This is a genomic window from Brachybacterium rhamnosum, from assembly GCF_039526185.1.
Taxonomy (GTDB): Bacteria; Actinomycetota; Actinomycetes; order Actinomycetales; family Dermabacteraceae; genus Brachybacterium; species Brachybacterium rhamnosum.
Window position 1 is genome coordinate 48,672 of sequence record NZ_BAAAIS010000006.1, and the last position, 19,424, is coordinate 68,095.

A 19,424-nucleotide genomic window follows, 5' to 3' on the forward strand; every position below is an offset into this window, starting at 1 on the left:
AGTGCTAACCCCGTTCGCCTCGAGCACATCGCGGCTCCCGGTCTGATGCAGAACGGGCCGCCCTGCGCCCCGGACGTGCAGTCCGGTCGGCGTGGGCGGCCCGTCCTCGGGGCTCTGCCGGGCGCTCAGCCCTCGCCGTCGCCCGAGCCGAAGTCGTCGGCCGGCTCCTCGATCGCCACGAAGGTGATGCTCGCGTCGTACTCGTCGCTCTGGCGGGCCTCGCCGGCGCCCACCGAGTCCGCGAGGGCCTGGGCGCTCGCGGCGTCCGCCTCGTCGCGGTAGAAGACCACGGCCTCCTGCTGGCGGTTGTCCGCGGTGCCGACGTCGACCTTCTCCCAGCCGTCGTCCTCGAGGGCGCTCTGCCAGGTCCCGGCCAGGCCGTTGATGCCGCCGGCGTTGACGACGAGGACGGGGGTGGACTTGTCGGCCTCCGCGGCCGGGGCCTCCGAGGCGCCGCCGCCGTCGCTCTGCGCGGCCTCCGAGGAGGCGGCCGGGGTCGTGGGATCCGCGGAGCGCTCGTCCCCGCCGCGACCGAGGTTCCCGATCACGAACAGCAGCACCACCAGGGTCACGAACGCGGCCGCGATGATGACGATGTAGACCAGGTTCTGGCGCCAGAACGGCTCCTCGGCGCGGTGGGCGCCGTGGAACGAGGAGGCGTCCGCCTCGTCGTCGAACCGGTCGGGCGGGTAGGGGTACTGGGAATCTGCCACGGGCCCATTGAACCAGCTCGGCCGGGGAGGTCGCGGGAGCACACGCTCCGCGTCCCGACGGATGCGGCGGCTCAGGCCACCTGGCCCGGATCCTGCGAAGCGGCGGAAGACGGGTCCGCGGAGACGCGCCGACCGCGCAGCCGGTGCACGAGCGCGGGTGCCGTGCGGAGCGCGTCCGGGGAGTCCAGCAGCGCGTTCAGACGCACGTAGTAGGCGATGCGGGAGATGCCGATCTCCTCGCGGATCGCCCGCTCCTTCGCCCCCACGTAGCGGAAGGTGCGCGATTCGAGCTCGAGGATCCGGCGGTCGCTCTCGGAGAGGGCGGACGCGGACGGATCGGAGGGGAGCTCGGCGGGCATGGATCGACCCTACGGCGGCGCGCGGGGCGGGCGTCGGCGGCGCGCCGCCCGCCGCGCGGGGACCTGTCGCCCCTGCCACACTGGAACCATGCCGAGCACTCCCCGACCCCTCTCGCAGACCCTCGCCGAGGACTGGGCCCGCGCCCTCGCCCCCGTGGAGGAGCGCATCCACGGGATCGGCGGCTTCCTCCGCGAGGAGGTCGCCGCGGGACACGGCTACCTGCCCGCCGGCGAGGACGTGCTGCGCGCCTTCACCACCCCGCTCGCGGACGTGCGCGTGCTGATCGTCGGCCAGGACCCCTACCCCACCCCGGGCCACCCGATCGGCCTCTCCTTCGCGGTCGAGCGGCATGTGCGCCCGCTCCCCCGCTCGCTCGTGAACATCTACAAGGAGCTCGAGGCCGATCTCGGGATCCCGCCCGCCTCCCACGGGGACCTCACCGCCTGGCAGGAGCAGGGCGTGATGCTGCTGAACCGGGTGCTCACCGTGCGGCCCGGGGCACCGGCCTCGCACCGCCGCCGCGGCTGGGAGGAGGTCACCGAGCTCGCGATCCGCTCTCTCGTGGAGCGCGGCGGTCCGCTCGTCGCCGTGCTCTGGGGCCGCGACGCGCAATCCCTCGTGCCGATGCTGGGGGACGTGCCGCACGTGGCCTCGCCGCACCCGAGCCCGCTCTCCGCCTCCCGCGGGTTCTTCGGCTCCCGGCCGTTCTCGCAGGTGAACGCCCTGCTCGAGCAGCAGGGCGCCGCACCGGTGGATTGGCGGGTCGAGCGGGGCTGAGGCCCGCCCGCGGCGCTGCCCGCCGGCTGTCCACAACGCGCGCGGGCACGGGGCGCTCCCGGTCTAGCGTGGGGCGGGGCCGACGGAGGAGGGGACCATGAGCGGCGGCACGAGCAGCGCGGGACGCGCACGCGCCCTGCTGCGCTCGCTCCGGGACGATCCGCGACGGCGGGCCGGCGCGATCGCCTTCCTCGTGGTCTCCGCGCTCTGGGTGGCGGTCGGCGCGGGCATGGCGATCGCCCGGGCGGAGCCGGTGGGGACCGCGATCGACGGCGGCAGCTTCACCACCGTCTCCCCGGCAGGCTGGGGCGCCCGCAGCGCGCCCGCGGGCGCGGGACTCACCCTCGTCGCCGGCCTCGAGTCCGCGGATTCCACGCAGCGCATCTCGATCCTCCGCTCGCAGGACGGCACCGGGCCCTCCGCCCTGTGCGACGCCCTGCAGGCCGGCTCGCTCACCCAGGGCCTCGCCCAGGTCGGCACCGAACTCGCCGATCCCCCGCCGCTCGACGGCCGCACCACGGACCGCCGCACCCTCGAGGCCGTGCCCGTGGACGCCTATCGCGCCGATCTGGTCTGCGCGGCCGACGGCACCGCGGCGATCGCCGTGCTCACGGAGTCGGCGCCGGCCACGGAGCAGGAGCAGCCCGAGGCGGCGCGTCAGCTGCTCGAGGACTGGAGCTGGCAGGAGGGCTGAGCCGGCCCGCTCAGCCCGCGGTGACCACGAGGCTCGAGACGATCCGGGCCTCCTCGGAGGAGATCTCCTCCGCGCCGTAGGTCTCCGCGACGATCTGCAGCACGCCGCCGTCCACGTCCAGGCACCAGGTCTCCGCGACGACCGGCTGGCCGTCCCACGTGCCGTGCACCCGGTGGTGCGCGGCCGGGGCGCCGCCCACCTCCGTCCGGTCGAGCTCCTCGGCGTCCTCGTGGTCGTCGAAGCCCCACCCCAGGAACGGGGCCTGCCAGCGGCACTCGGCGACGGCCTGCCGCTCCGACTGGAACTGGTAGACGGTCACGTTGTCCCCGTGCTGCATGCCGTCGTCGTCCTCCTCCTGACCGGCGGTGCGGCGCAGGTTCAGCTCCATGCCGGTGTCCGGGGTGCGGTCGCCCTCCGCCCAGGTGTCGGGATGGGTCAGCGTGAAGGTGGTGCCGGTGAAGGTCACGGTCGCGGGGGCGCTGGTCGTCGAGGGCGGGTCCTCGCGACCGTCGCGACCCACGAGGTAGACGACGCCGCCGATCGTCGCGACGAGCAGCAGCACGAGCAGGAGGGCGAGACAGCCGACGGCGATCCAGATCCCCCAGCGGCGGCCCTGCGGGGGCGCGGGCGGCTGCGGGTACCCGCCCTGCGGGCCCTGACCGTTCGGACGGCCCGGCTGGGCCGACGTCGGCCCCTGCGGGCCCCACTGCTCGCTCATGCGCCTCCCCGTCCCCCGGATGATCGGGCCCATGCTACGGCGGGGCCGCCCGCGCAGTACCGTGTCGCCATCGCCCGCGACCGGGCGCGCACGCCGCGGCGGTCATTACTCCCCCTGGAGGAACCGATGCCCCTGAACTCCGCCCAGTTCGCCCCGCAGGGACCGGGGGTCGACTACGACCCACACTGGTACCGCCGCGCCGTGTTCTACGAGGTGCTCGTGCGCGCCTTCGCGGACGGCAACGGGGACGGCACGGGCGACTTCGGCGGGCTCATCGAGCGCCTCGACTACCTGCAGTGGCTGGGCATCGACTGCCTGTGGCTGCCGCCCTTCTTCGCGTCCCCGCTGCGCGACGGCGGCTACGACATCTCCGACTACGAGGCGGTGCTGCCGGAGTTCGGGTCGATCACCGACTTCGAGCGGCTCGTCTCCGAGGCGCACCGTCGGGGGATCCGCGTCATCATCGACCTGCCGATGAACCACACGAGCGACAAGCACCCGTGGTTCCTCGAGTCCCGCTCCGACCCCGAGGGCCCGTACGGGGACTTCTACGTGTGGTCGGACACCGACGAGAAGTACCAGGACGCGCGCATCATCTTCGTGGACACGGAGGAGAGCAACTGGAGCTTCGACCCGGTGCGCCGGCAGTTCTACTGGCACCGCTTCTTCTCCCACCAGCCCGACCTGAACTTCGAGAACCCCGCCGTGCGGCAGGCGATGCTCGACGTCGTGCGGTTCTGGCTGGACAAGGGCATCGACGGGTTCCGCGCGGACGCGATCCCCTACCTCTACGAGGAGGAGGGCACTGACGGCGAGAACCTCCCCGCCACCCACGCGTTCCTCGCGGAGCTGCGCGCCTTCGTCGACGAGCACTGGCCGGGCCGCGTGATCATCGCCGAGGCGAACCAGTGGCCGAACGACGTGGTCGAGTACTTCGGCTCCGAGGAGTCCCCGGAGTGCCACATGTGCTTCCACTTCCCGGTGATGCCGCGGCTGTTCTACGCCCTGCGCGAGGGCTCCGCCCGGCACATCATCGACATCATGGCCCAGACCCCGTCGATCCCCCGCGGCGCCCAGTGGGGCACCTTCCTGCGCAACCACGACGAGCTGACCCTCGAGATGGTCTCGCCGGAGGACCGCGCGGCGATGCTCGGCTGGTACGCGCCGGACTCGCGGATGCGCGCGAACGTCGGCATCCGCCGCCGCCTCGCCCCGCTGCTGGACAACTCCCGCGCCGAGCTCGAGCTGATCCACGCCCTGCTGCTCTCGCTGCCCGGCTCGCCGTTCCTCTACTACGGGGACGAGATCGGCATGGGGGACAACATCTGGCTCGAGGACCGCGACGCGGTGCGCACCCCGATGCAGTGGACCCCCGACCGCAACGCCGGGTTCAGCGAGATCACGGACCCCGGGAAGCTGTACCTGCCGGTGGTGCAGAACCTCGTCTACCACTACGCGACCGCGAACGTGGAGGCGCAGATGGCGCACTCGAGCTCGCTGCTGCACTTCGTGCGGGGGATGCTCGCGGTGCGCCGCGCCCACGAGGCCTTCGGCATGGGCGAGTACGGGCCTGTCGCGGCGGACTCGGAGCGGGTCCTCGCCTTCACGCGCAGCTACGACGGCGCCGAATATCGAGAGGACGCCGCCGAGCACGCCGAGACCCTGCTGTGCGTGTTCAACCTGGCGGCGCATCCCGTGACGACGACGCTCGACGTCACCGGGCTCGAGCGGCGCACCATGCGGGACCTGTTCGGCGGCCACGAGTTCCCGCCGATCGCGGAGGACGGCTCGCTCACCCTGACCCTCGGCTCGCACGGCTTCTACTGGCTGCGCGTGCGCCCGCTGCGGGAGGACGGCGAGCCGATGACCCAGACCACGGCCCTGCCGGTGATCGACGACTCCGCGGTCGGGATCTGACCCGGTGGAGGTGCCGTCACGGGGCCGGCCGCGCCGCCGGCTCACCGGCGTCCGGAGGCGGGACCTGTATCGTGCTCGCCCGGACTCGGCCGAGACTGCGGCCGGGACGACGGAATCGGAGACGGATGTGACGACACCTCGAACGCCCGAGCAGGAGGCGCGCGACCCGCGCACCGCGCCGGAGCGGCTGCTCGAGCTCACGCAGAGCCATCCCGAGCTGCACGACGCCATCGTGACGAACCCGTCCTGCCCGGAGGCCGCGCGCTCGTGGATCCTCGCGACGAACCCCTCCGCGAAGCAGGCCTTCGAGCAGAGTGCCGGCTCCGCGCCCGAGGCGGGCTCCCCCTCCGCCCCCGCGGCCGACGCCGCTCCTGCGGCGGAGCCCGAGACCGGGTCCGAGACCGAGACCGACGCCGCCCCCGCTGCCGAGCCCGACACCTCGCTCGCCCCGCTCACCGCCGCGCCGGAGGCCTCCGTGCCGCTGGACGCCGGCCCGCCCACCGAGCCGCACGAGCCGGTCCCCGCGAGCAGCGGGGTGCGCATCAACGAGGGCAGCGGCGTCGTCGCCCTGCCGCCCGGCGCAGGTCGACCCTCGCCGGACCCGGCGCCGACGCGCTCCCCCGCCGCGGACGCCGACGCCGCCGCCGACCCCGGGGACGCCCCGGAGGTGGACGCCTGGACCGTGGTCCGCCCCTCGGCCGACCCCGCGTCGCCCGCGCAGCCCGGTCCCTCGACCGCGGCAGCCGCAGGGGCCGCCGCCCCGGCGCCCGAGCCCGACACCGCCCCCATGACCGCGCCGCCCACCCCCACGGCCGCCTTCCCGGCCGTCGCCGGAGCCGCCGCGGGCGGTGCTGTCGCGGGCGGCGCCGCTGCAGGTGGCTACGCCGGCAGTGCGCCGTCGGCCGGTGCGAGCGCCCCCGCGGCCCCCGCTCCCGGTCCTGCCGCCGCGGCCCCGGCCGGGCCGATCCCCTGGGGCACGAGCGGCCAGAACCCGCCGCCGTCGGACGACGACGGCCGGTCCCGCCGCCGCGTCTGGTGGGCCTGCGGCGGCTGCCTGCTGCTCGCCCTGATCCTCGCGATCGTCGGCCTGCTCGCGGGACGGGCCTGGCTGAGCGACGGCGAGGACACCTACAGCCGCGACAGCACGACCTCCGCCTCCGCGGAGCCCTCAGAGCAGGAGTCCAGCGCCGCCGAGGAGCCGAGCGCCGACCCGGTCTCCCCCGCCCCGGACTCCGCCCAGGAGCTCGACGCGGTCGCCTCCCCCACCGGCAACATCACCTGCAGCCTCGAGGGCGACAGCGTGGGCTGCTCCGTGGCGGAGCACCGCTACGGCGACGACATCGAGGGCTGCGCCGACGGCCCGTTCTCGATCGTCGTGGCCGGGGAGGACGCCGCCCCGGACTGCTCCCAGGAGTTCGGCAGCGGCGCGCAGACCCTCGCCTACGGGGAGAGCGCCGTGAACGGCGATGTGGCCTGCACGAGCGAGTCCTCCGGCATGACCTGCTGGAACGTAATGACCGGGAAGGGCTTCACGGTGAGCCGCGGCTCGTACGACACCTTCTGACCCCGCCCCGCTCCGTGACCGGTCCGGACCGGATCGGTAACGAGCAGGACACGACATGGGCGAGGGCCGGCATGGCGAGGCGGCGCGAAGGGGCGATGCCTTCTCGGCCCACGCGGCCCGCGCCCGCACACGGGCCAATCAGGCGAAGTATCGGACAGATGTCCGGCCCTCCTGTCACACTCCTCCCCAATCGGGCATCTCGCCCGTCGAGCGGTGAGGAAGGGAAGCACGGTGGACTTCGACGCGGCCATCGCGGATATCGCGAGCAAGATCATCAGCCAGGGACCGTCGATCGAGACGGAGGAGGCGACCAAGAACGCCTTCATCATGCCGTTCATCTCCCGCGTCCTGGGCTACGACGTCTTCAACCCGCTGGAGGTGGTCCCGGAGTTCACGGCCGACCACGGCACCAAGCGGGGCGAGAAGGTCGACTACGCGATCATGAAGGACGGCGAGGTCCAGATCCTCATCGAGTGCAAGCGCATCGGGGACCCGCTGCACATCAAGCACGCCTCGCAGCTGTTCCGGTACTTCTCGGTCACCAACGCCCGGATCGGCGTGCTGACCAACGGGCAGGTGTTCAACTTCTACACGGACCTCGACAAGCCCAACATGATGGACGACCGCCCGTTCCTCGTGCTCGACCTGGCCGACATCGACGAGACGATCCTCCCCGAGCTGCGCAAGCTCACGAAGGGGACCTTCAACCTCGACTCCGTGATCAGCTCCGCCGAGGAGCTGAAGTACGTGGGCGCCCTCCGACGCGAGATCGCGGACGAGTTCCGCGAGCCGGCACCCGAGCTCGTCAAGATGCTCATGGGACGCGTCTCCGACCGTCGGGGCACGGCGGAGAACATCCGCCAGTTCACGGAGCTGACCTCGAAGGCGATGAAGCAGTTCCTCAAGGAGCAGGTGAACGCCCGCCTCAAGTCGGCGCTCGGGGAGGCGGAGCCCGCGCCGCTCGTCGCGGGCGCACCGGCACCGGACGCGGAGGCCGAGGTCGCCGCGACGAACGCCGACGAGGCGACCGGCCCCGCCGACGTCGTCACCACCGAGCAGGAGCTCGCCGGCTACCAGATCATCAAGGCGATCGCCTGCAGCGACGTGAAGCCGCAGCGCATCACCCATCGGGATTCGAAGACCTACTTCGCGATCATGCTGGACGACAACAACCGCAAGTCCATCGCCCGCCTGTGGTTCAACGGGAAGTCCCGCAAGCACCTGGGGCTGTTCGACGAGAACAAGGTGGAGACCCGGTACCTGCTCGAGGACCTCGATGACATCTACCGCTACGCCGAGCAGATCCGCGACACGGTGCGGCGCCACGCCGGGGACCAGGTCCCCGGCGAAGCCTGAGCGGTCCCCACGACGCAGGGAGTCCCCCTGCCCGCATCACGGGCAGGGGGACTCTCTCTCGAGCTGGAGACGGGAATCGAACCCGCAACCACCTGTTTACAAGACAGGTGCGCTACCGTTGCGCCACTCCAGCGGGCCGGGGCCGATCAGCGTGCCGATCGACCCCGGAATGGTAGCGGAGAGCAGGGCTCCCCGCCCATGTCAGCGTCCGCTGTCGGAGGCGCCACCGGTGTCGGAGGCGGAGGATCCCGCCGCCTCGAGCACGGCCTGCTTGAAGGCGCCCTCGGTGTAGTAGTCCTCGAAGACGGTGCCGTCGATCGCGACGTACGGGGTGGAGCTCGCGAGATCGGCGCCGTAGGGCTCCGCCGCCTTGCGCACGTAGCCCCAGTACGTCTTGGAGCTCATGCAGCTGCTCACCTCGTCGCTCGCGCCCGCCTGCTTGGCGTACTCGAGGATCTGGTCGTCGGTGAGCCCCGCGGAGCCCTCCGCCGGCTGGTTCTCGTACATGAGGGTCGTGAACGCGAGGGCGTTGTCCGGGTTCTCCTCGTACACGCACACGAGCGCATTCGCGGCGCGCGTGGAGTAGTCGCCGCTCGTGGAGTTCGCGTCGAGGAAGCGGCGCGGCGTGAGGTGCAGCGTCATCTGGTCGTTCTCGACGAGCTCCTGGATGTCCGCGGAGTTCACGCCGTCGAACTGCCCGCAGTAGGGGCACATGAAGTCGAGGTTCAGGTCCACGACGGGGGCACCGGAGCCCTCCTCCGCGCCGAAGCTGAGGTACGGGGCGTCCTCGCTCACGCCGGTCGGCATGGTGACCGGCTGCTTGTCCGCGGTGGCGGCGCGGTAGATGAACAGGCCCGCGACGGAGAGCAGGGCGAGCGCGATCACCGTGATGACGGCGATGATGATGATCCGGACCGAGCGCTGACGGCGCAGCTCGGCCTGGCGCTGCTGGCGCAGCGCCTCGCGCTGCGCCTCGCGACGCTCGCTCGCGGACTTCGGGGATCCGGACGCCATGGTCTCTCCTTGCGCCGTGCGGCGGTCGAGGGTGGGAACGCCGCGAGTGTATCCGTGGAACCTTCGACGATCCCGGGACGGGAGACCCGGCCCACGCCGCCCGCTCAGCGGCGCCAGAAGGCGATGGTCTCGAGGGTCGGCCCGGAGGAGAACGGGAAGTAGTCGACCATGCCCTGGCGCGCGCCGATCGTCGCGACGACCGCGACGAGCAGGAGCAGCAGCAGGCCCAGCAGGACGGCCGTCCAGGTGCGGTCCGGGGCGGCCGCGTCCACCATCCGGTGGGCGCCCAGGCGCGTGGTGCGCGATCCGATCCCGACCCAGGTCAGCAGGGTCGTGATGCCGACGGCGGTGCCGAGGGCGACGCCGTCCGGCAGGGCGGTCCCGGTCCCGAGGTACGTGGCGGCGTCCACCGCGACGCCGACGAGCAGGCCCAGCAGCAGCGGCAGCACCGCCTGGAGCGCCGTCTCCGCGACGCCCTGCAGGAACCGGAAGGGCGCTGCGGTGCCCGCCGCCCAGAGCGGCCCGGCGCCCGAGGAGCCGCGCATCCGTCGTGCGGCGACGGACCGGTGCGAGCGCTCCCAGGTGCGGGCGGCGCCGCCCAGCAGCAGCAGGAGCACGAGGGCGATGTAGGGGGCGATGACGCCGAGTCCGATCAGCAGCAGGTGGCCGAGCCACACGAGCACCGGCCGTCGGGGCGGCGGCGGGACGGGCTGCGGCGCCATGCCGTACGGGGCCATCTGCCCGTAGGGCTGCGGGGCCGGGTAGGGCGACGGGGCGGAGGTCTGCGCCGGGTACGGGGAGCCCACCGGGGCGGTCACGGGATAGCCGGCGAGGCCGCCGTCGGGCCCGCGCTGCACGGGTCGCTGCGGATCGTAGGAGCGCGGGTCGTTCCCGCTCGGGGTCGGGGTGGGGACCGGCCGGGGCGGCGCGGCGAGCTCCTCCTGGATCACGGGCAGGCGCATGGTGGGCGACTCGACGACGGGGAGCGCCTCGGTGCGCGGCGCCTCGGTGCGCAGGGCCTCGGTCGGCGCGTCGTACCCGCCACCCGGCTGCTCGCGCACCGCCTCCGCGCGGGCCGCGCCGGCGTCGTCGATGCGCGGCAGCGTCTCGGTGCGGTCGCCGTCCGCGACGACGGGGAGCACCTGGGTGGCCTCCGGTCCGGGGGCGCCGGCGCCCGTCGCGGGGTCGTCGGCGGCATCAGCATCAGCACCGTCGTCGGCGACGGGGAGGACCGTGGTCGCCCCGTCGCCACCTTCCCCGCTCGCCGCCTCGTCCCCGGGCGCCTCCGACGGTGTCGCCGCGGTGGCGCCGGCAGCGGCCGCGCCGGCGGGGAGCACGGCGGTGCGGCCGTCGGCCCCGAAGGCCTCGGTCTCCCCCGCGTCCTCGAAACGGGTCAGGTCGAGTTCCGCGAGCTTCCCGAGGTGCGTCGCCGGGTCGGGACGCCGCGCGGGATCCGCCTGCAGCGCCTCCCGCAGCCAGGCGGCGAGCTCGACGGGCAGCCCGTCGACGTCGATCTCCCCGCGGTCCGCGCGCAGGAACACCAGATCCGCGCGGCCGCTGCCATAGGGCTCGCGGCCCGTCGCGGCGTAGGCGAGCATCGCCGCGAGGGACCACCAGTCCCCCGCCTCCGCGGTGTGGTTGGTGCGCACCACCTCGGGGTCGAGGTACGCGGCGGTGCCCATGACGAGCCCGGTCGAGGTCAGCCGGGACTCCTCCGCGGCGATCGCGATCCCGAAGTCGATGATCACGGGGTCCAGGCGGTCGCCCTCGGGGTCGAAGCCGTCGAGGTCCCGCGGGCGGGCGCCGCGCAGCAGCACGTTGGAGGGCTTGAGGTCGCGGTGGATGACCCCGGCGGCGTGGATGACCCGCAGGGCGTCGCCGAGCACGAGCCCCACCTCGCGCACCGCCTCGGGGTGCAGCCCGCCGCGCTCGCGCACGGCGTCCTCGAGGGTGGGGCCGGGGACGAACTCGGTGACCACGAACGCGTCCGGCGAGTCGAGCTCCGCGTCGAGGATCCGCACGATCGACTCGCTGCGCACGAGCTTCTGGGCGGCGACCTCCCGGGCGAGGCGCTCGCGGGCGCGGGGGTCGTCGGCGATGTCGTGGCGCAGCAGCTTGATCGCGACCTCGCGGCCGTCGGCGTCGTGGGCGCGGTAGACGATGCCCATGCCGCCCGCGCCGATGCGCTCCTCGATCCGGTAGCCGGACTCCTCGGCGAGCGCGCCGAGCCGGGGATCGCGGCGGGGCGTGCGCTGGCGTCGGGTCTCCTCCATGCGCGCCATGCTACGGAACGGGCCGCGCGGCGACGTGCATCCGGGGCGGACCTTCACGAGGCGCACGCAGGCTCCGCACAGGGTGCGGGGAGGTCCCGGCTGTGGGACGATGCGCACGGCCGCGCGGGAGCGGCCGTGCGGCCGGAGCCGACCCCCGGGCGCGGAAGGGTGGGTCCCATGCGCTCGAACCTCTTCGACGCCACGAACCAGGAGCGCCAGACGACGGACCGCTGGGCGCTGCAGTCCTCGAAGATGCTGCGCTGCGCGCTGCAGCCGCAGTCCCCCGAGATCATCGCCGCGGCGGGCGCGATGGTCGCCTACCAGGGCCAGATGGACTTCGCCTACCAGGGCTCCGGCGGCGGCATGAAGCTCCTGAAGAAGCTCGCGACCGGCGAGGGCGGCAACCTCATGCACGTGCGCGGCCAGGGCGAGGTGTTCTTCGCGAAGAACGCCGAGGAGATCTTCCTCCTCCAGCTCGAGGGCGACGCGATCACGCTGAACACGAAGAACCTCCTCGCCTTCGACTCCTCGATCCAGTGGGACATCCGTTCCCTGGGCGCCGGCGGCTTCATGGCGGGCGGGCTGTTCAACCTCTTCCTCCAGGGACAGGGCATGGTCGCGGTGACCTCCGACGGCCCGCCGATGCTCCTGGACTGCTCGCAGCAGCCCACCTACGTCGACCCGCAGGCGGCCGTCTGCTGGTCCGCGAACCTGCAGCCGCAGATCAAGAACGACTTCAAGATGGGCTCGCTCATCGGCCGCGGCTCCGGCGAGTCCTTCCAGCTGGGCTTCCACGGCCCGGGCTTCGTCGTCGTCCAGCCCTCCGAGGGCGCCCCGGTCGTCACCAGCTCCTGACGCGGCCGGTCACCGGGGGCGGGCACCCGGGGTGGGCATGCGCGCCGCTCCCGGGCGGCCCGCCTACGATGACGCGGTGACCTTCGCGATCCCGACCGCGCCCGCTCGCGCGCTCGACGCCCTCGGCCCCGCCGGCCGGCGTCGCGCCGCGGCGGCGGCCGGCTCGCTGTTCGCCTCCGACGTCTCCGTCCCCTCCCCCGCCCTGGACCCGGTGCCGGTGGTGCTGGGGCCGGAGGAGTGGGGGGAGCTCTCCGCGGGCCTCGTCCAGCGGGCCCGGCTGCTGGACGCGCTGCACGCCGATCTCTACGGACCGCGCACCGTGCTGGGCAGCGACGTCGCCCCGGCCGCCGCGCTGCTCGCCGACCCCGCGTACCTGCGCACCGCCACCTCGATCCCCTCCCGCGGCGGCACCCACCTGCTCGCGCTCGGCTGCACCGTGCAGCGCGCCGCCGACGGCGGATGGCAGGTCCTCGCCGACCACACGGACGTGCCCGACGGCGCCGGCGTCGCCCTCGAGCTGCGCCGCGCCCTCTCCCGCAGCGCCCCCGAGCTGTACTCCTCGACCGCGCTGCGGCGGCTGCACCCCTTCATGGACGGCATGCGCTCCGCGCTCCACCAGCGCAGCCGGGCCGAGGGCCGCGCCGGCCGCGCCGTGGTGCTCACGGACAGCACCGATCCGCTTCGCGCCTTCGACCACCACTGGTTCGCGAACCTGCTGGGGGCTCCCGTCGTCTCCGTGACGGACCTCCGCACCGGCTCGGGCTCGCTCTCGCTGCGGCTCCCGGGGGCCGACCCCGACCCCGGGGACGGCATCGACGCGCTCGTGCGGCTCGTGCCCTCCGCCCTGCTGGACCCGCTGGACCTGGGCCCCACCCCCCTCGGCGGCGTGACGGGCCTCGTCGAGGCCGCCCGCTGCGGCGACGTGGAGGTCCTCAACCCGCTCGGGGCGGGGATCCTCGAGAACCCCGCGCTCGCGCGCGCGCTGCCGGACCTGTGCCGGCAGCTGCTCCACGAGGACCTGCTGCTGCGCCCGGCGGAGGACGATCCCGCGGATCCCGCCACGGCGCCCGGGGCGGCGCCGCCCTCGACCGCGCCGTCCCTGGACCCCGCGGGCGGCGACGCGCTCGTCGAGCGCCCGGTGCGGCTCCAGCTCCTCGTCATGGCCGGGGCCGACGGCTTCGAGGTCATGCCCGGCGGGATCGCGCGCACCGCGGACGCCGCCCCCGAGACCCTCAAGGACATCTGGGTCGCGGTGCCCCCGAGCTCCTCCGCGGGCGCGGAGACCCACGGCGGAGCCGGCACGACCGGCGCATCGGGGACAGGCGGCGCGGACGCCGTCACGGGCCTCTCGCCGTACCCCGCGATGACGCGCTCGGTGGGCTCGGACCTCTTCTGGTTCGGCCGCTACCTCGAGCGGGTCGACTCGACCGCGCGTCTGCTGCGCACCGTCCTGGACTCCACGAACGACCTCTCCGCGGAGACCGGCCGGGCCCCGCACACGGCGCTCGCCGTGCTGCTCGAGGCGACGACCGACGTCACGACGACCTTCCCCGGCTTCCACACGATCGACGTGCACGACACCGGCGCGGTGCGCGACGAGATCCGCAGCCTGCTCCACGACACGGGCCGCCCCGGCTCGCTCGCACAGTCCTTCGCCGCGCTCGCCCACACCACGCGCGGGCTGCGGGACCTCGTCTCGGACAGCGTCTGGCCCTCGATCTCCCGCATGCGCGGCCGCATCCGTGCGCTCGGCGGGGCCGACGAGCCGCTCGAGCAGGGACTCACCGACATGGTCGACGGCTGCCTCGCGCTCTCCGGCGCGGTCGCGGACTCCATGCCCCGCGATCTCGGCTGGGACCTCACCGAGACGGGTCGGAGGATCGAGCGGACCTCCGCCCTGCTCGCCCTGCTCAAGGCCGCCCTGGGCGGCCGCCGCAGCGCCGCCGCGGAGGCCCGGGTCACGGCCGCCGTCGTCGCGATCACGGAGTCCGGCGCGACCTACCGCCGCACGTACCATGCGGCGGTCCAGCCCGAGCTGCTGCTCGAGCTGCTGATCGGCGACGCGACGCTCCCCCGCTCCCTCGCCTTCCAGCTCGACCGGCTCGGCGCCGTGCTCGACCGGCTCCCGGAGCGGACCCCCGCCGTCGAGCTCCGCGCCCCGCTCACGGCGCTGCGCAGCCGCGTGGGCGCCTGGCAGCCGCGCGAGCTGCTGACGCCCCGCGACGAGGAGCCCGGATCCCCCACCGGTCTGGTCGCCGAGGCGGGCGCCGCCATGGAGTCCGTGCGCGAGCTGTCCACCGCCCTGGAGAACCGGTTCTTCCGCGCCTCCGAGTCCACCTCCCCCTGGGGGTTCGACGATGTCTGAGAACCTGCCCCGCATCCCCCTGCGCGACGAGGGCCCCGACGCCCCGGCGATCGACTACCGCGTCCACCACCTCACCGCGTACCGCTACGCGAAGGCGGTCTCCCGCAACTACGGCCGGGCCCACGTGGAGCCCCGCGCGACCCCGCACCAGCGGGTGCTCTCCCACGAGGTGACCGTGGACCCGGCGCCCGCCCGTCTCACCGCGCACACCGACTTCTTCGGCAACTCCTCGACCTACCTGCTCGTGGACGAGCCGCACGAGCACCTCGACGTGCACTCCCGCGCCGTGGTCTCCGTCGCGGAGCGCCGCTATCCCGCGGAGACCCTCGACCGGCCCTGGGAGCAGTGCACCCCGGAGCACTGGGGCCCGCTGATGCCGGCGGAGAGCATCGACTTCACCCACCCCTCGCCGCGCGTGCCCGCGCTCGCCGCCGCGCGGGAGCTCGCGCGCGAGGTGCTCACGCCCGAGCGTCCGATCGGGGAGGCGCTCGCGGCGCTGACCGGCATGATCTTCCGGGAGTTCACCTACGACTCCGCCGCCACGACCGTCACCTCGACGCTCGAGGAGGTGCTCCAGGCGCGGCACGGCGTGTGCCAGGACTTCGCGCACGCCGGGGTCGCCGCGGCGCGCGCCGCGGGCCTCGCGGCGCGCTACGTCTCGGGCTACCTGCGCACGGCCCCCGCGGCGGACGGCGCCCTCGTCACGGAGCCGGCGGACGAGATGATCGGCTCCGCCGCCTCCCACGCCTGGCTGAGCGTGCTCGTGCCGGGCACCGGCTGGGTGGACATCGACCCCACGAACAACACCTTCGTGGACCAGCGCTTCGTCACGACGGCCTGGGGCCGGGACTACGCGGACGTCCCGCCGCTGAAGGGCATCGTCGTGGGCCCGCCGGGTGCGAGCAGCACGCTCCGGGTCGCCGTCGGCGTGGTCCCGCAGCCCGCCGCCGACCGCCCGGCCGGGCCGGATGCGGGGGAAACCGCCTCCCGCGGGGGTCAGGGGGACTAGCCTGTCGGCGCATTTCCCGACATCCCCTCCCCTGCCGGACGGAGCCCCATGAGCACCCCCTCCACCACCCCCGCCCCGGCGAGCACGGCCATCCCCGCTCCCGCCGCCCTCGCCCGCACCCTCGAGGAGGGCATGCTCGCGAAGGCGACCATGCCGCGCGGGCGCATGTTCCTGCTGTCCCTCACGGGCGGCGCCTACATCGCGCTCGGCTTCGTGTTCATGGTGACCTCGCAGCAGGGCATGGGCGACTGGCCGGTCGGCATCTCGAAGGTCATCGGCGGCGTGGCCTTCTCGGTGGGCCTCGGCCTCGTCGTGGTCAGCGGCTCGGACCTCTTCACGGGCACCACCATGACGGCCATGCCGTGGCTCTCCCGGCGCATCACGACGGGACAGATGCTGGCCCACTGGGGCATCAGCATCGCCGGCAACCTCGTGGGCTCGCTGACGGTCGCGCTGCTGATCTTCCTCGCCGGGACCCCGTCCACGAACGGCTCCGCGTGGGGGCTCGTCGTCCTCACCACGACGGAGGCGAAGGTGACCCACAGCTGGGGGCAGTCCTTCGTGCTCGGGATCCTCGCGAACCTCGCCGTGTGCCTCGCGGTCTGGGTCTCGATCGCCGGGAAGACGGTCGCGGACAAGGTCCTCGCCGTCGCCGGCCCGATCGCGCTGTTCGTCGCGACCGGCTTCGAGCACTCCGTCGCGAACATGTTCATGCTGCCGCTGGGCCTGCTCGTGAAGAACGCGGAGGGTGCCGGCTTCTGGCAGGGCGAGGCGATCACCGCGGCCGGGGTCACGAAGGCCGACTTCGCGGCGATCACGGCGGGGCACGCGCTCTGGGACAACCTCGTGCCGGTGCTGCTGGGCAACATCGTGGGCGGCGCGGTGCTCGTCGCGGCGTACTTCTGGGCCGCCTACCGCCGTGACGAGGTGACCGCCGCCGGGACCACCGCCGCGCCGGCGGCCGATCAGGCCTCGACGGGCACGCGGGGCCGCGCCTCCTGAGCCCTCCCGCGGCCCCCGTGTCACGCAGGGGAGCAATGGTTCACACTCCTCGGCCGCCGGCATTTCCGCATATAGGATGGCGCGGAATTCTCAGCGACCCGGCGCCCCCGCGCGCCACGAGACCGAGGTGAGATGTCCTCCTCCACGCAGCCCTTCCGCCTGGCAGTGATCGGCTCCGGCCCCGCCGGCGTGTACGCCGCCGAGACCCTGCTGCGCTCCGCGCCCGTGAAGAGCGGTGAGCTGGCGGTCGAGATCGACCTGTACGACCAGCTCCCCACGCCCTTCGGCCTGATCCGCTACGGCGTCGCGCCGGACCACCCGCGCATCAAGGGCATCATCACGGCGCTGCACCGGATCCTGGACCGCGGCGACATCCGCTTCCTCGGCGACGTCGAGTTCGGCACGGACCTCACGATCCAGGACCTCCACACCCACTACGACGCGGCGATCTTCGCGACCGGCGCGCTCAAGGACGCGGACCTCGACATCCCGGGGATCGACCTCGAGGGATCGTTCGGCGCCGCGGACTTCGTGGCCTGGTACGACGGCAACCCCGACTACCCGCGCGAATGGGCGCTGGACAAGGAGTCCGTCGCCGTGATCGGCAACGGCAACGTCGCGCTCGACGTGGCGCGCGTGCTCGCCAAGAGCGCGGACGAGCTGCTGCGCACGGAGATCCCCGCGAACGTCCACGCGGACCTCGCCGCCGCGGCGACGACCGACGTGCACGTGTTCGGCCGTCGCGGCCCGGCGCAGTCGAAGTTCTCCCCGCTCGAGACCCGCGAGCTCGCGCATCCCAAGGGCGTGCAGGTCGTCCTCGAGGGCCGCGATCTCGAGCAGATCACCGAGGCGGAGTGGGAGGCGATCCGCGCGGACAAGCGCACCGACCAGATCGTCTCGACCTTCGAGGGCTGGCTCGAGGAGCAGAGGCGCCGCGAGGCGGCCGGCGAGGAGCCCACGGACGCCCACGGCGGCCCCGTGCAGCGCCGCCTGCACCTGCACTTCTGGCACCGCCCCGTCGAGGTGCTCGGCGAGGACGGCAAGGTCACGGGCATGCGCTTCGAGCGCACCCGCCTCGAGGAGGACGGCTCGCTCGTGGGCACGGGCGAGCTCGTGGACTACGAGCTCGGCGCCGTGTACCGCGCGGTGGGCTACTTCGGCTCGGCGCTGCCCGGGGTCCCCTACGACGAGAGCCGCGGCGTGATCCACAACGCCGCCGGACGCGTGACGAAGGCCGACGGCACCGTCATCCCGGGCGTCTACGCGAACGGCTGGATCAAGCGCGGGCCGGTGGGCCTGATCGGCGCCACGAAGTCCGATGCGATCGAGACGATCTCCTCGCTCCTGGAGGACATCGACGCGGGCGTCCTCACCCCGGCGCCGGAGCGCGACGCGGACGCGATCCTGCGCACCTTCGACGAGCGCGGCGTGGAGTACACGACGTGGGAGGGCTGGCGCGCCCTGGACGAGCACGAGAAGTCGCTCGGCGCGGCGGAGGTCGACGCCGAGGGCGAGCCCCGTGCCCGTGTGAAGGTCGTCGAGCGCGAGGAGATGGTGCGCGTCTCCCGCGACGGCATGACCACGATCTCGGTCTCCACCCCGGCCTGATCCTCACCCCTCCTTCCCCTGCCCGGGTCTGCCGGGTCGCAGCGCCACGGGCGCCGTCCTCCTCGGACGGCGCCCGTCGTGCGTCCACGTGAGGGAGCTCGCCCGTCGGGGCGGTGCGCGCCCGGCGCTCGGGACCTATAGTGGAGCAGTCATTCCATTACTAGGAGGCCCCATGCGCACCGTGTCCTACGAGCAGTTCGGCGAGCCCGCCGACGTCCTCACCACCCGCGAGGCGGAGGCCCCCGCGCCCGCCGCCGGCGAGGTGCTGCTGCGGCTGATCCTCAGCCCCATCCACCACCACGACCTGTGGACGATCCGCGGCACCTACGGCGTGCGCCCCGAGCTCCCGGCCGTGCCCGGCAGCGAGGCCGTCGCCGTGGTCGAGGCCCTCGGCGAGGGCGTGGACTCCGTGGCCGTCGGCGACCGCGTCGCCGCCACCGCGACCCCGGGCACCTGGTCGGAGCTGTTCACCGCCCCTGCCGGCTCCCTCGTCCCGCTGCCGGCCGAGCTGCCCGACGAGGCGGCCGCCCAGCTCGTCGCCATGCCCTTCAGCGCCCTGTCTCTCCTCGAGCACCTCGGCCTCGCCGAGGGCGAGGTGCTCGTCCAGAACGCCGCGACCGGCGCCGTGGGCCGCCTCGTCGCCCAGTTCGCCCGCGCCCGCGGCCAGCGCGTGATCAGCCTAGTGCGCCGCAGCAGCGGCGTGGAGGAGCTCGCCGCGCAGGGCATCGGCGACGTCGTCGCGACCGACCAGGACGACTGGCAGGAGCAGGCCCGCGCCCTCATCGGCGACGCCCATGTCGCCGCGGGCCTCGACTCGGTGGGCGGCGAGGCCGCCGGCCAGGTGCTCTCGCTGCTGGGCCGCGGCGGCCGCCTCGTCGTCTTCGGCGCGATGGGCGCGACGACCATGGCGCTCCCCTCCGGGCCGATCATCTTCAAGGATCTGAAGGTCGAGGGATTCTGGGGCGCCCAGATCTCCGCCGACATGAGCGACGAGCAGCGCCGCCGCCTGATCGGCGAGATCATCGCGCGCCTACTCTCGGGCGAGGCGACCCTGCCGGTCTCCGACACCTTCGGCCTGGACGAGGTCGCGGACGCCGTCGCGGCGACCCTGACCGACGGCCGCCAGGGCAAGGTCCTGCTGCGCCCCTGATCCCGGCGCACCACGACGAGGGGCCCCGGCAGGTGATTCCTGCCGGGGC

Annotated in this window: 16 protein-coding genes and 1 tRNA gene; 11 read left to right on the top strand and 6 right to left on the bottom strand. The window is 73.8% G+C overall.

Annotation, left to right across the window (positions count from 1 at the left end; all coding sequences use genetic code 11):
• Positions 1-125 precede the first annotated feature (125 nt).
• Entirely contained in the window at positions 126-713 is a 588-nt protein-coding gene (locus tag ABD080_RS16295; protein WP_137771504.1) for a LytR C-terminal domain-containing protein, read from the bottom strand.
• 71 nt (positions 714-784) lie between these two features.
• Positions 785-1,072: a DUF3263 domain-containing protein gene (locus tag ABD080_RS16300; protein WP_137771505.1), complete on the bottom strand. Its 288-nt coding sequence runs from the start codon at positions 1,070-1,072 to the stop codon at positions 785-787.
• 88 nt (positions 1,073-1,160) lie between these two features.
• Here ABD080_RS16300 and ABD080_RS16305 point away from each other — a divergent pair, with 88 nt between their 5' ends.
• Positions 1,161-1,850 carry a uracil-DNA glycosylase gene (locus ABD080_RS16305; protein ID WP_259360667.1) on the top strand — a complete coding sequence of 230 codons (690 nt, stop codon included), beginning with the start codon at positions 1,161-1,163 and terminating at the stop codon, positions 1,848-1,850.
• Between the two features lie 97 nt (positions 1,851-1,947).
• A complete protein-coding gene (locus tag ABD080_RS16310) occupies positions 1,948-2,544 on the top strand; it encodes a hypothetical protein (RefSeq protein ID WP_343906457.1) in 597 nt (198 codons plus the stop codon).
• A 10-nt stretch (positions 2,545-2,554) separates the two neighbouring features.
• Here ABD080_RS16310 and ABD080_RS16315 read toward each other — a convergent pair whose 3' ends face one another.
• Entirely contained in the window at positions 2,555-3,262 is a 708-nt protein-coding gene (locus ABD080_RS16315; RefSeq protein ID WP_343906459.1) for a hypothetical protein, read from the bottom strand.
• Between the two features lie 126 nt (positions 3,263-3,388).
• Between ABD080_RS16315 and treS the strand changes: the two genes are divergently transcribed.
• The 3 genes from treS to ABD080_RS16330 all read left to right on the top strand — a co-directional run bounded on the left by treS (position 3,389) and on the right by ABD080_RS16330 (position 8,099).
• On the top strand, positions 3,389-5,179 hold the full coding sequence (gene treS / locus ABD080_RS16320) for a maltose alpha-D-glucosyltransferase (protein WP_343906460.1): 1,791 nt from the start codon (positions 3,389-3,391) through the stop codon (positions 5,177-5,179).
• Between the two features lie 127 nt (positions 5,180-5,306).
• Positions 5,307-6,743: a variant leucine-rich repeat-containing protein gene (locus tag ABD080_RS16325; protein WP_343906461.1), complete on the top strand. Its 1,437-nt coding sequence runs from the start codon at positions 5,307-5,309 to the stop codon at positions 6,741-6,743.
• 231 nt (positions 6,744-6,974) lie between these two features.
• Complete coding sequence (locus ABD080_RS16330) at positions 6,975-8,099, top strand: type I restriction endonuclease (RefSeq protein WP_343906570.1); 1,125 nt, start codon at positions 6,975-6,977, stop codon at positions 8,097-8,099.
• A 61-nt stretch (positions 8,100-8,160) separates the two neighbouring features.
• Here the strand turns inward: ABD080_RS16330 and ABD080_RS16335 are convergent.
• The 3 genes from ABD080_RS16335 to ABD080_RS16345 all read right to left on the bottom strand — a co-directional run bounded on the left by ABD080_RS16335 (position 8,161) and on the right by ABD080_RS16345 (position 11,386).
• Positions 8,161-8,232: transfer RNA gene (locus ABD080_RS16335), tRNA-Thr, on the bottom strand.
• Between the two features lie 68 nt (positions 8,233-8,300).
• Entirely contained in the window at positions 8,301-9,113 is an 813-nt protein-coding gene (locus tag ABD080_RS16340) for a DsbA family protein (RefSeq protein WP_137771512.1), read from the bottom strand.
• Between the two features lie 104 nt (positions 9,114-9,217).
• The gene (locus ABD080_RS16345) at positions 9,218-11,386 is read right to left on the bottom strand and encodes a serine/threonine-protein kinase (protein ID WP_343906462.1); all 2,169 of its coding nucleotides are present in this window, start codon (positions 11,384-11,386) and stop codon (positions 9,218-9,220) included.
• Between the two features lie 177 nt (positions 11,387-11,563).
• On the opposite strand from ABD080_RS16345, the gene ABD080_RS16350 reads away from it, so the two are divergent.
• From ABD080_RS16350 to ABD080_RS16375, 6 genes are all read left to right on the top strand, one after another.
• Positions 11,564-12,241: an AIM24 family protein gene (locus tag ABD080_RS16350; RefSeq protein ID WP_137771514.1), complete on the top strand. Its 678-nt coding sequence runs from the start codon at positions 11,564-11,566 to the stop codon at positions 12,239-12,241.
• Between the two features lie 76 nt (positions 12,242-12,317).
• Entirely contained in the window at positions 12,318-14,606 is a 2,289-nt protein-coding gene (locus ABD080_RS16355) for a circularly permuted type 2 ATP-grasp protein (protein WP_343906463.1), read from the top strand.
• The gene (locus tag ABD080_RS16360) at positions 14,599-15,615 is read left to right on the top strand and encodes a transglutaminase family protein (protein ID WP_343906464.1); all 1,017 of its coding nucleotides are present in this window, start codon (positions 14,599-14,601) and stop codon (positions 15,613-15,615) included. Before ABD080_RS16355 ends, ABD080_RS16360 begins: the two co-directional genes overlap by 8 nt.
• 48 nt (positions 15,616-15,663) lie before the next feature.
• Positions 15,664-16,617: a formate transporter FocA gene (locus ABD080_RS16365; RefSeq protein WP_137771517.1), complete on the top strand. Its 954-nt coding sequence runs from the start codon at positions 15,664-15,666 to the stop codon at positions 16,615-16,617.
• Positions 16,618-16,749: 132 nt separating this feature from the next.
• Positions 16,750-18,225, top strand: a complete 1,476-nt coding sequence (locus ABD080_RS16370) for an FAD-dependent oxidoreductase (RefSeq protein WP_343906465.1) — start codon at positions 16,750-16,752, stop codon at positions 18,223-18,225.
• 172 nt (positions 18,226-18,397) lie between these two features.
• Positions 18,398-19,375 carry a zinc-binding dehydrogenase gene (locus tag ABD080_RS16375; RefSeq protein WP_343906466.1) on the top strand — a complete coding sequence of 326 codons (978 nt, stop codon included), beginning with the start codon at positions 18,398-18,400 and terminating at the stop codon, positions 19,373-19,375.
• Positions 19,376-19,424: the final 49 nt, after the last annotated feature.

What these genes read in the sequence shown, in the direction of transcription:
- ABD080_RS16300 (WP_137771505.1), bottom strand. Translation starts at nt 1,072, where the DNA reads ATGCCCGCCGAGCTCCCCTCCGATCCGTCCGCGTCCGCCCTCTCCGAG.
- ABD080_RS16305 (WP_259360667.1), top strand. Translation starts at nt 1,161, where the DNA reads ATGCCGAGCACTCCCCGACCCCTCTCGCAGACCCTCGCCGAGGACTGG.
- ABD080_RS16310 (WP_343906457.1), top strand. Translation starts at nt 1,948, where the DNA reads ATGAGCGGCGGCACGAGCAGCGCGGGACGCGCACGCGCCCTGCTGCGC.
- ABD080_RS16315 (WP_343906459.1), bottom strand. Translation starts at nt 3,262, where the DNA reads ATGAGCGAGCAGTGGGGCCCGCAGGGGCCGACGTCGGCCCAGCCGGGC.
- treS (WP_343906460.1), top strand. Translation starts at nt 3,389, where the DNA reads ATGCCCCTGAACTCCGCCCAGTTCGCCCCGCAGGGACCGGGGGTCGAC.
- ABD080_RS16340 (WP_137771512.1), bottom strand. Translation starts at nt 9,113, where the DNA reads ATGGCGTCCGGATCCCCGAAGTCCGCGAGCGAGCGTCGCGAGGCGCAG.
- ABD080_RS16345 (WP_343906462.1), bottom strand. Translation starts at nt 11,386, where the DNA reads ATGGAGGAGACCCGACGCCAGCGCACGCCCCGCCGCGATCCCCGGCTC.
- ABD080_RS16350 (WP_137771514.1), top strand. Translation starts at nt 11,564, where the DNA reads ATGCGCTCGAACCTCTTCGACGCCACGAACCAGGAGCGCCAGACGACG.
- ABD080_RS16360 (WP_343906464.1), top strand. Translation starts at nt 14,599, where the DNA reads ATGTCTGAGAACCTGCCCCGCATCCCCCTGCGCGACGAGGGCCCCGAC.
- ABD080_RS16365 (WP_137771517.1), top strand. Translation starts at nt 15,664, where the DNA reads ATGAGCACCCCCTCCACCACCCCCGCCCCGGCGAGCACGGCCATCCCC.
- ABD080_RS16370 (WP_343906465.1), top strand. Translation starts at nt 16,750, where the DNA reads ATGTCCTCCTCCACGCAGCCCTTCCGCCTGGCAGTGATCGGCTCCGGC.
- ABD080_RS16375 (WP_343906466.1), top strand. Translation starts at nt 18,398, where the DNA reads ATGCGCACCGTGTCCTACGAGCAGTTCGGCGAGCCCGCCGACGTCCTC.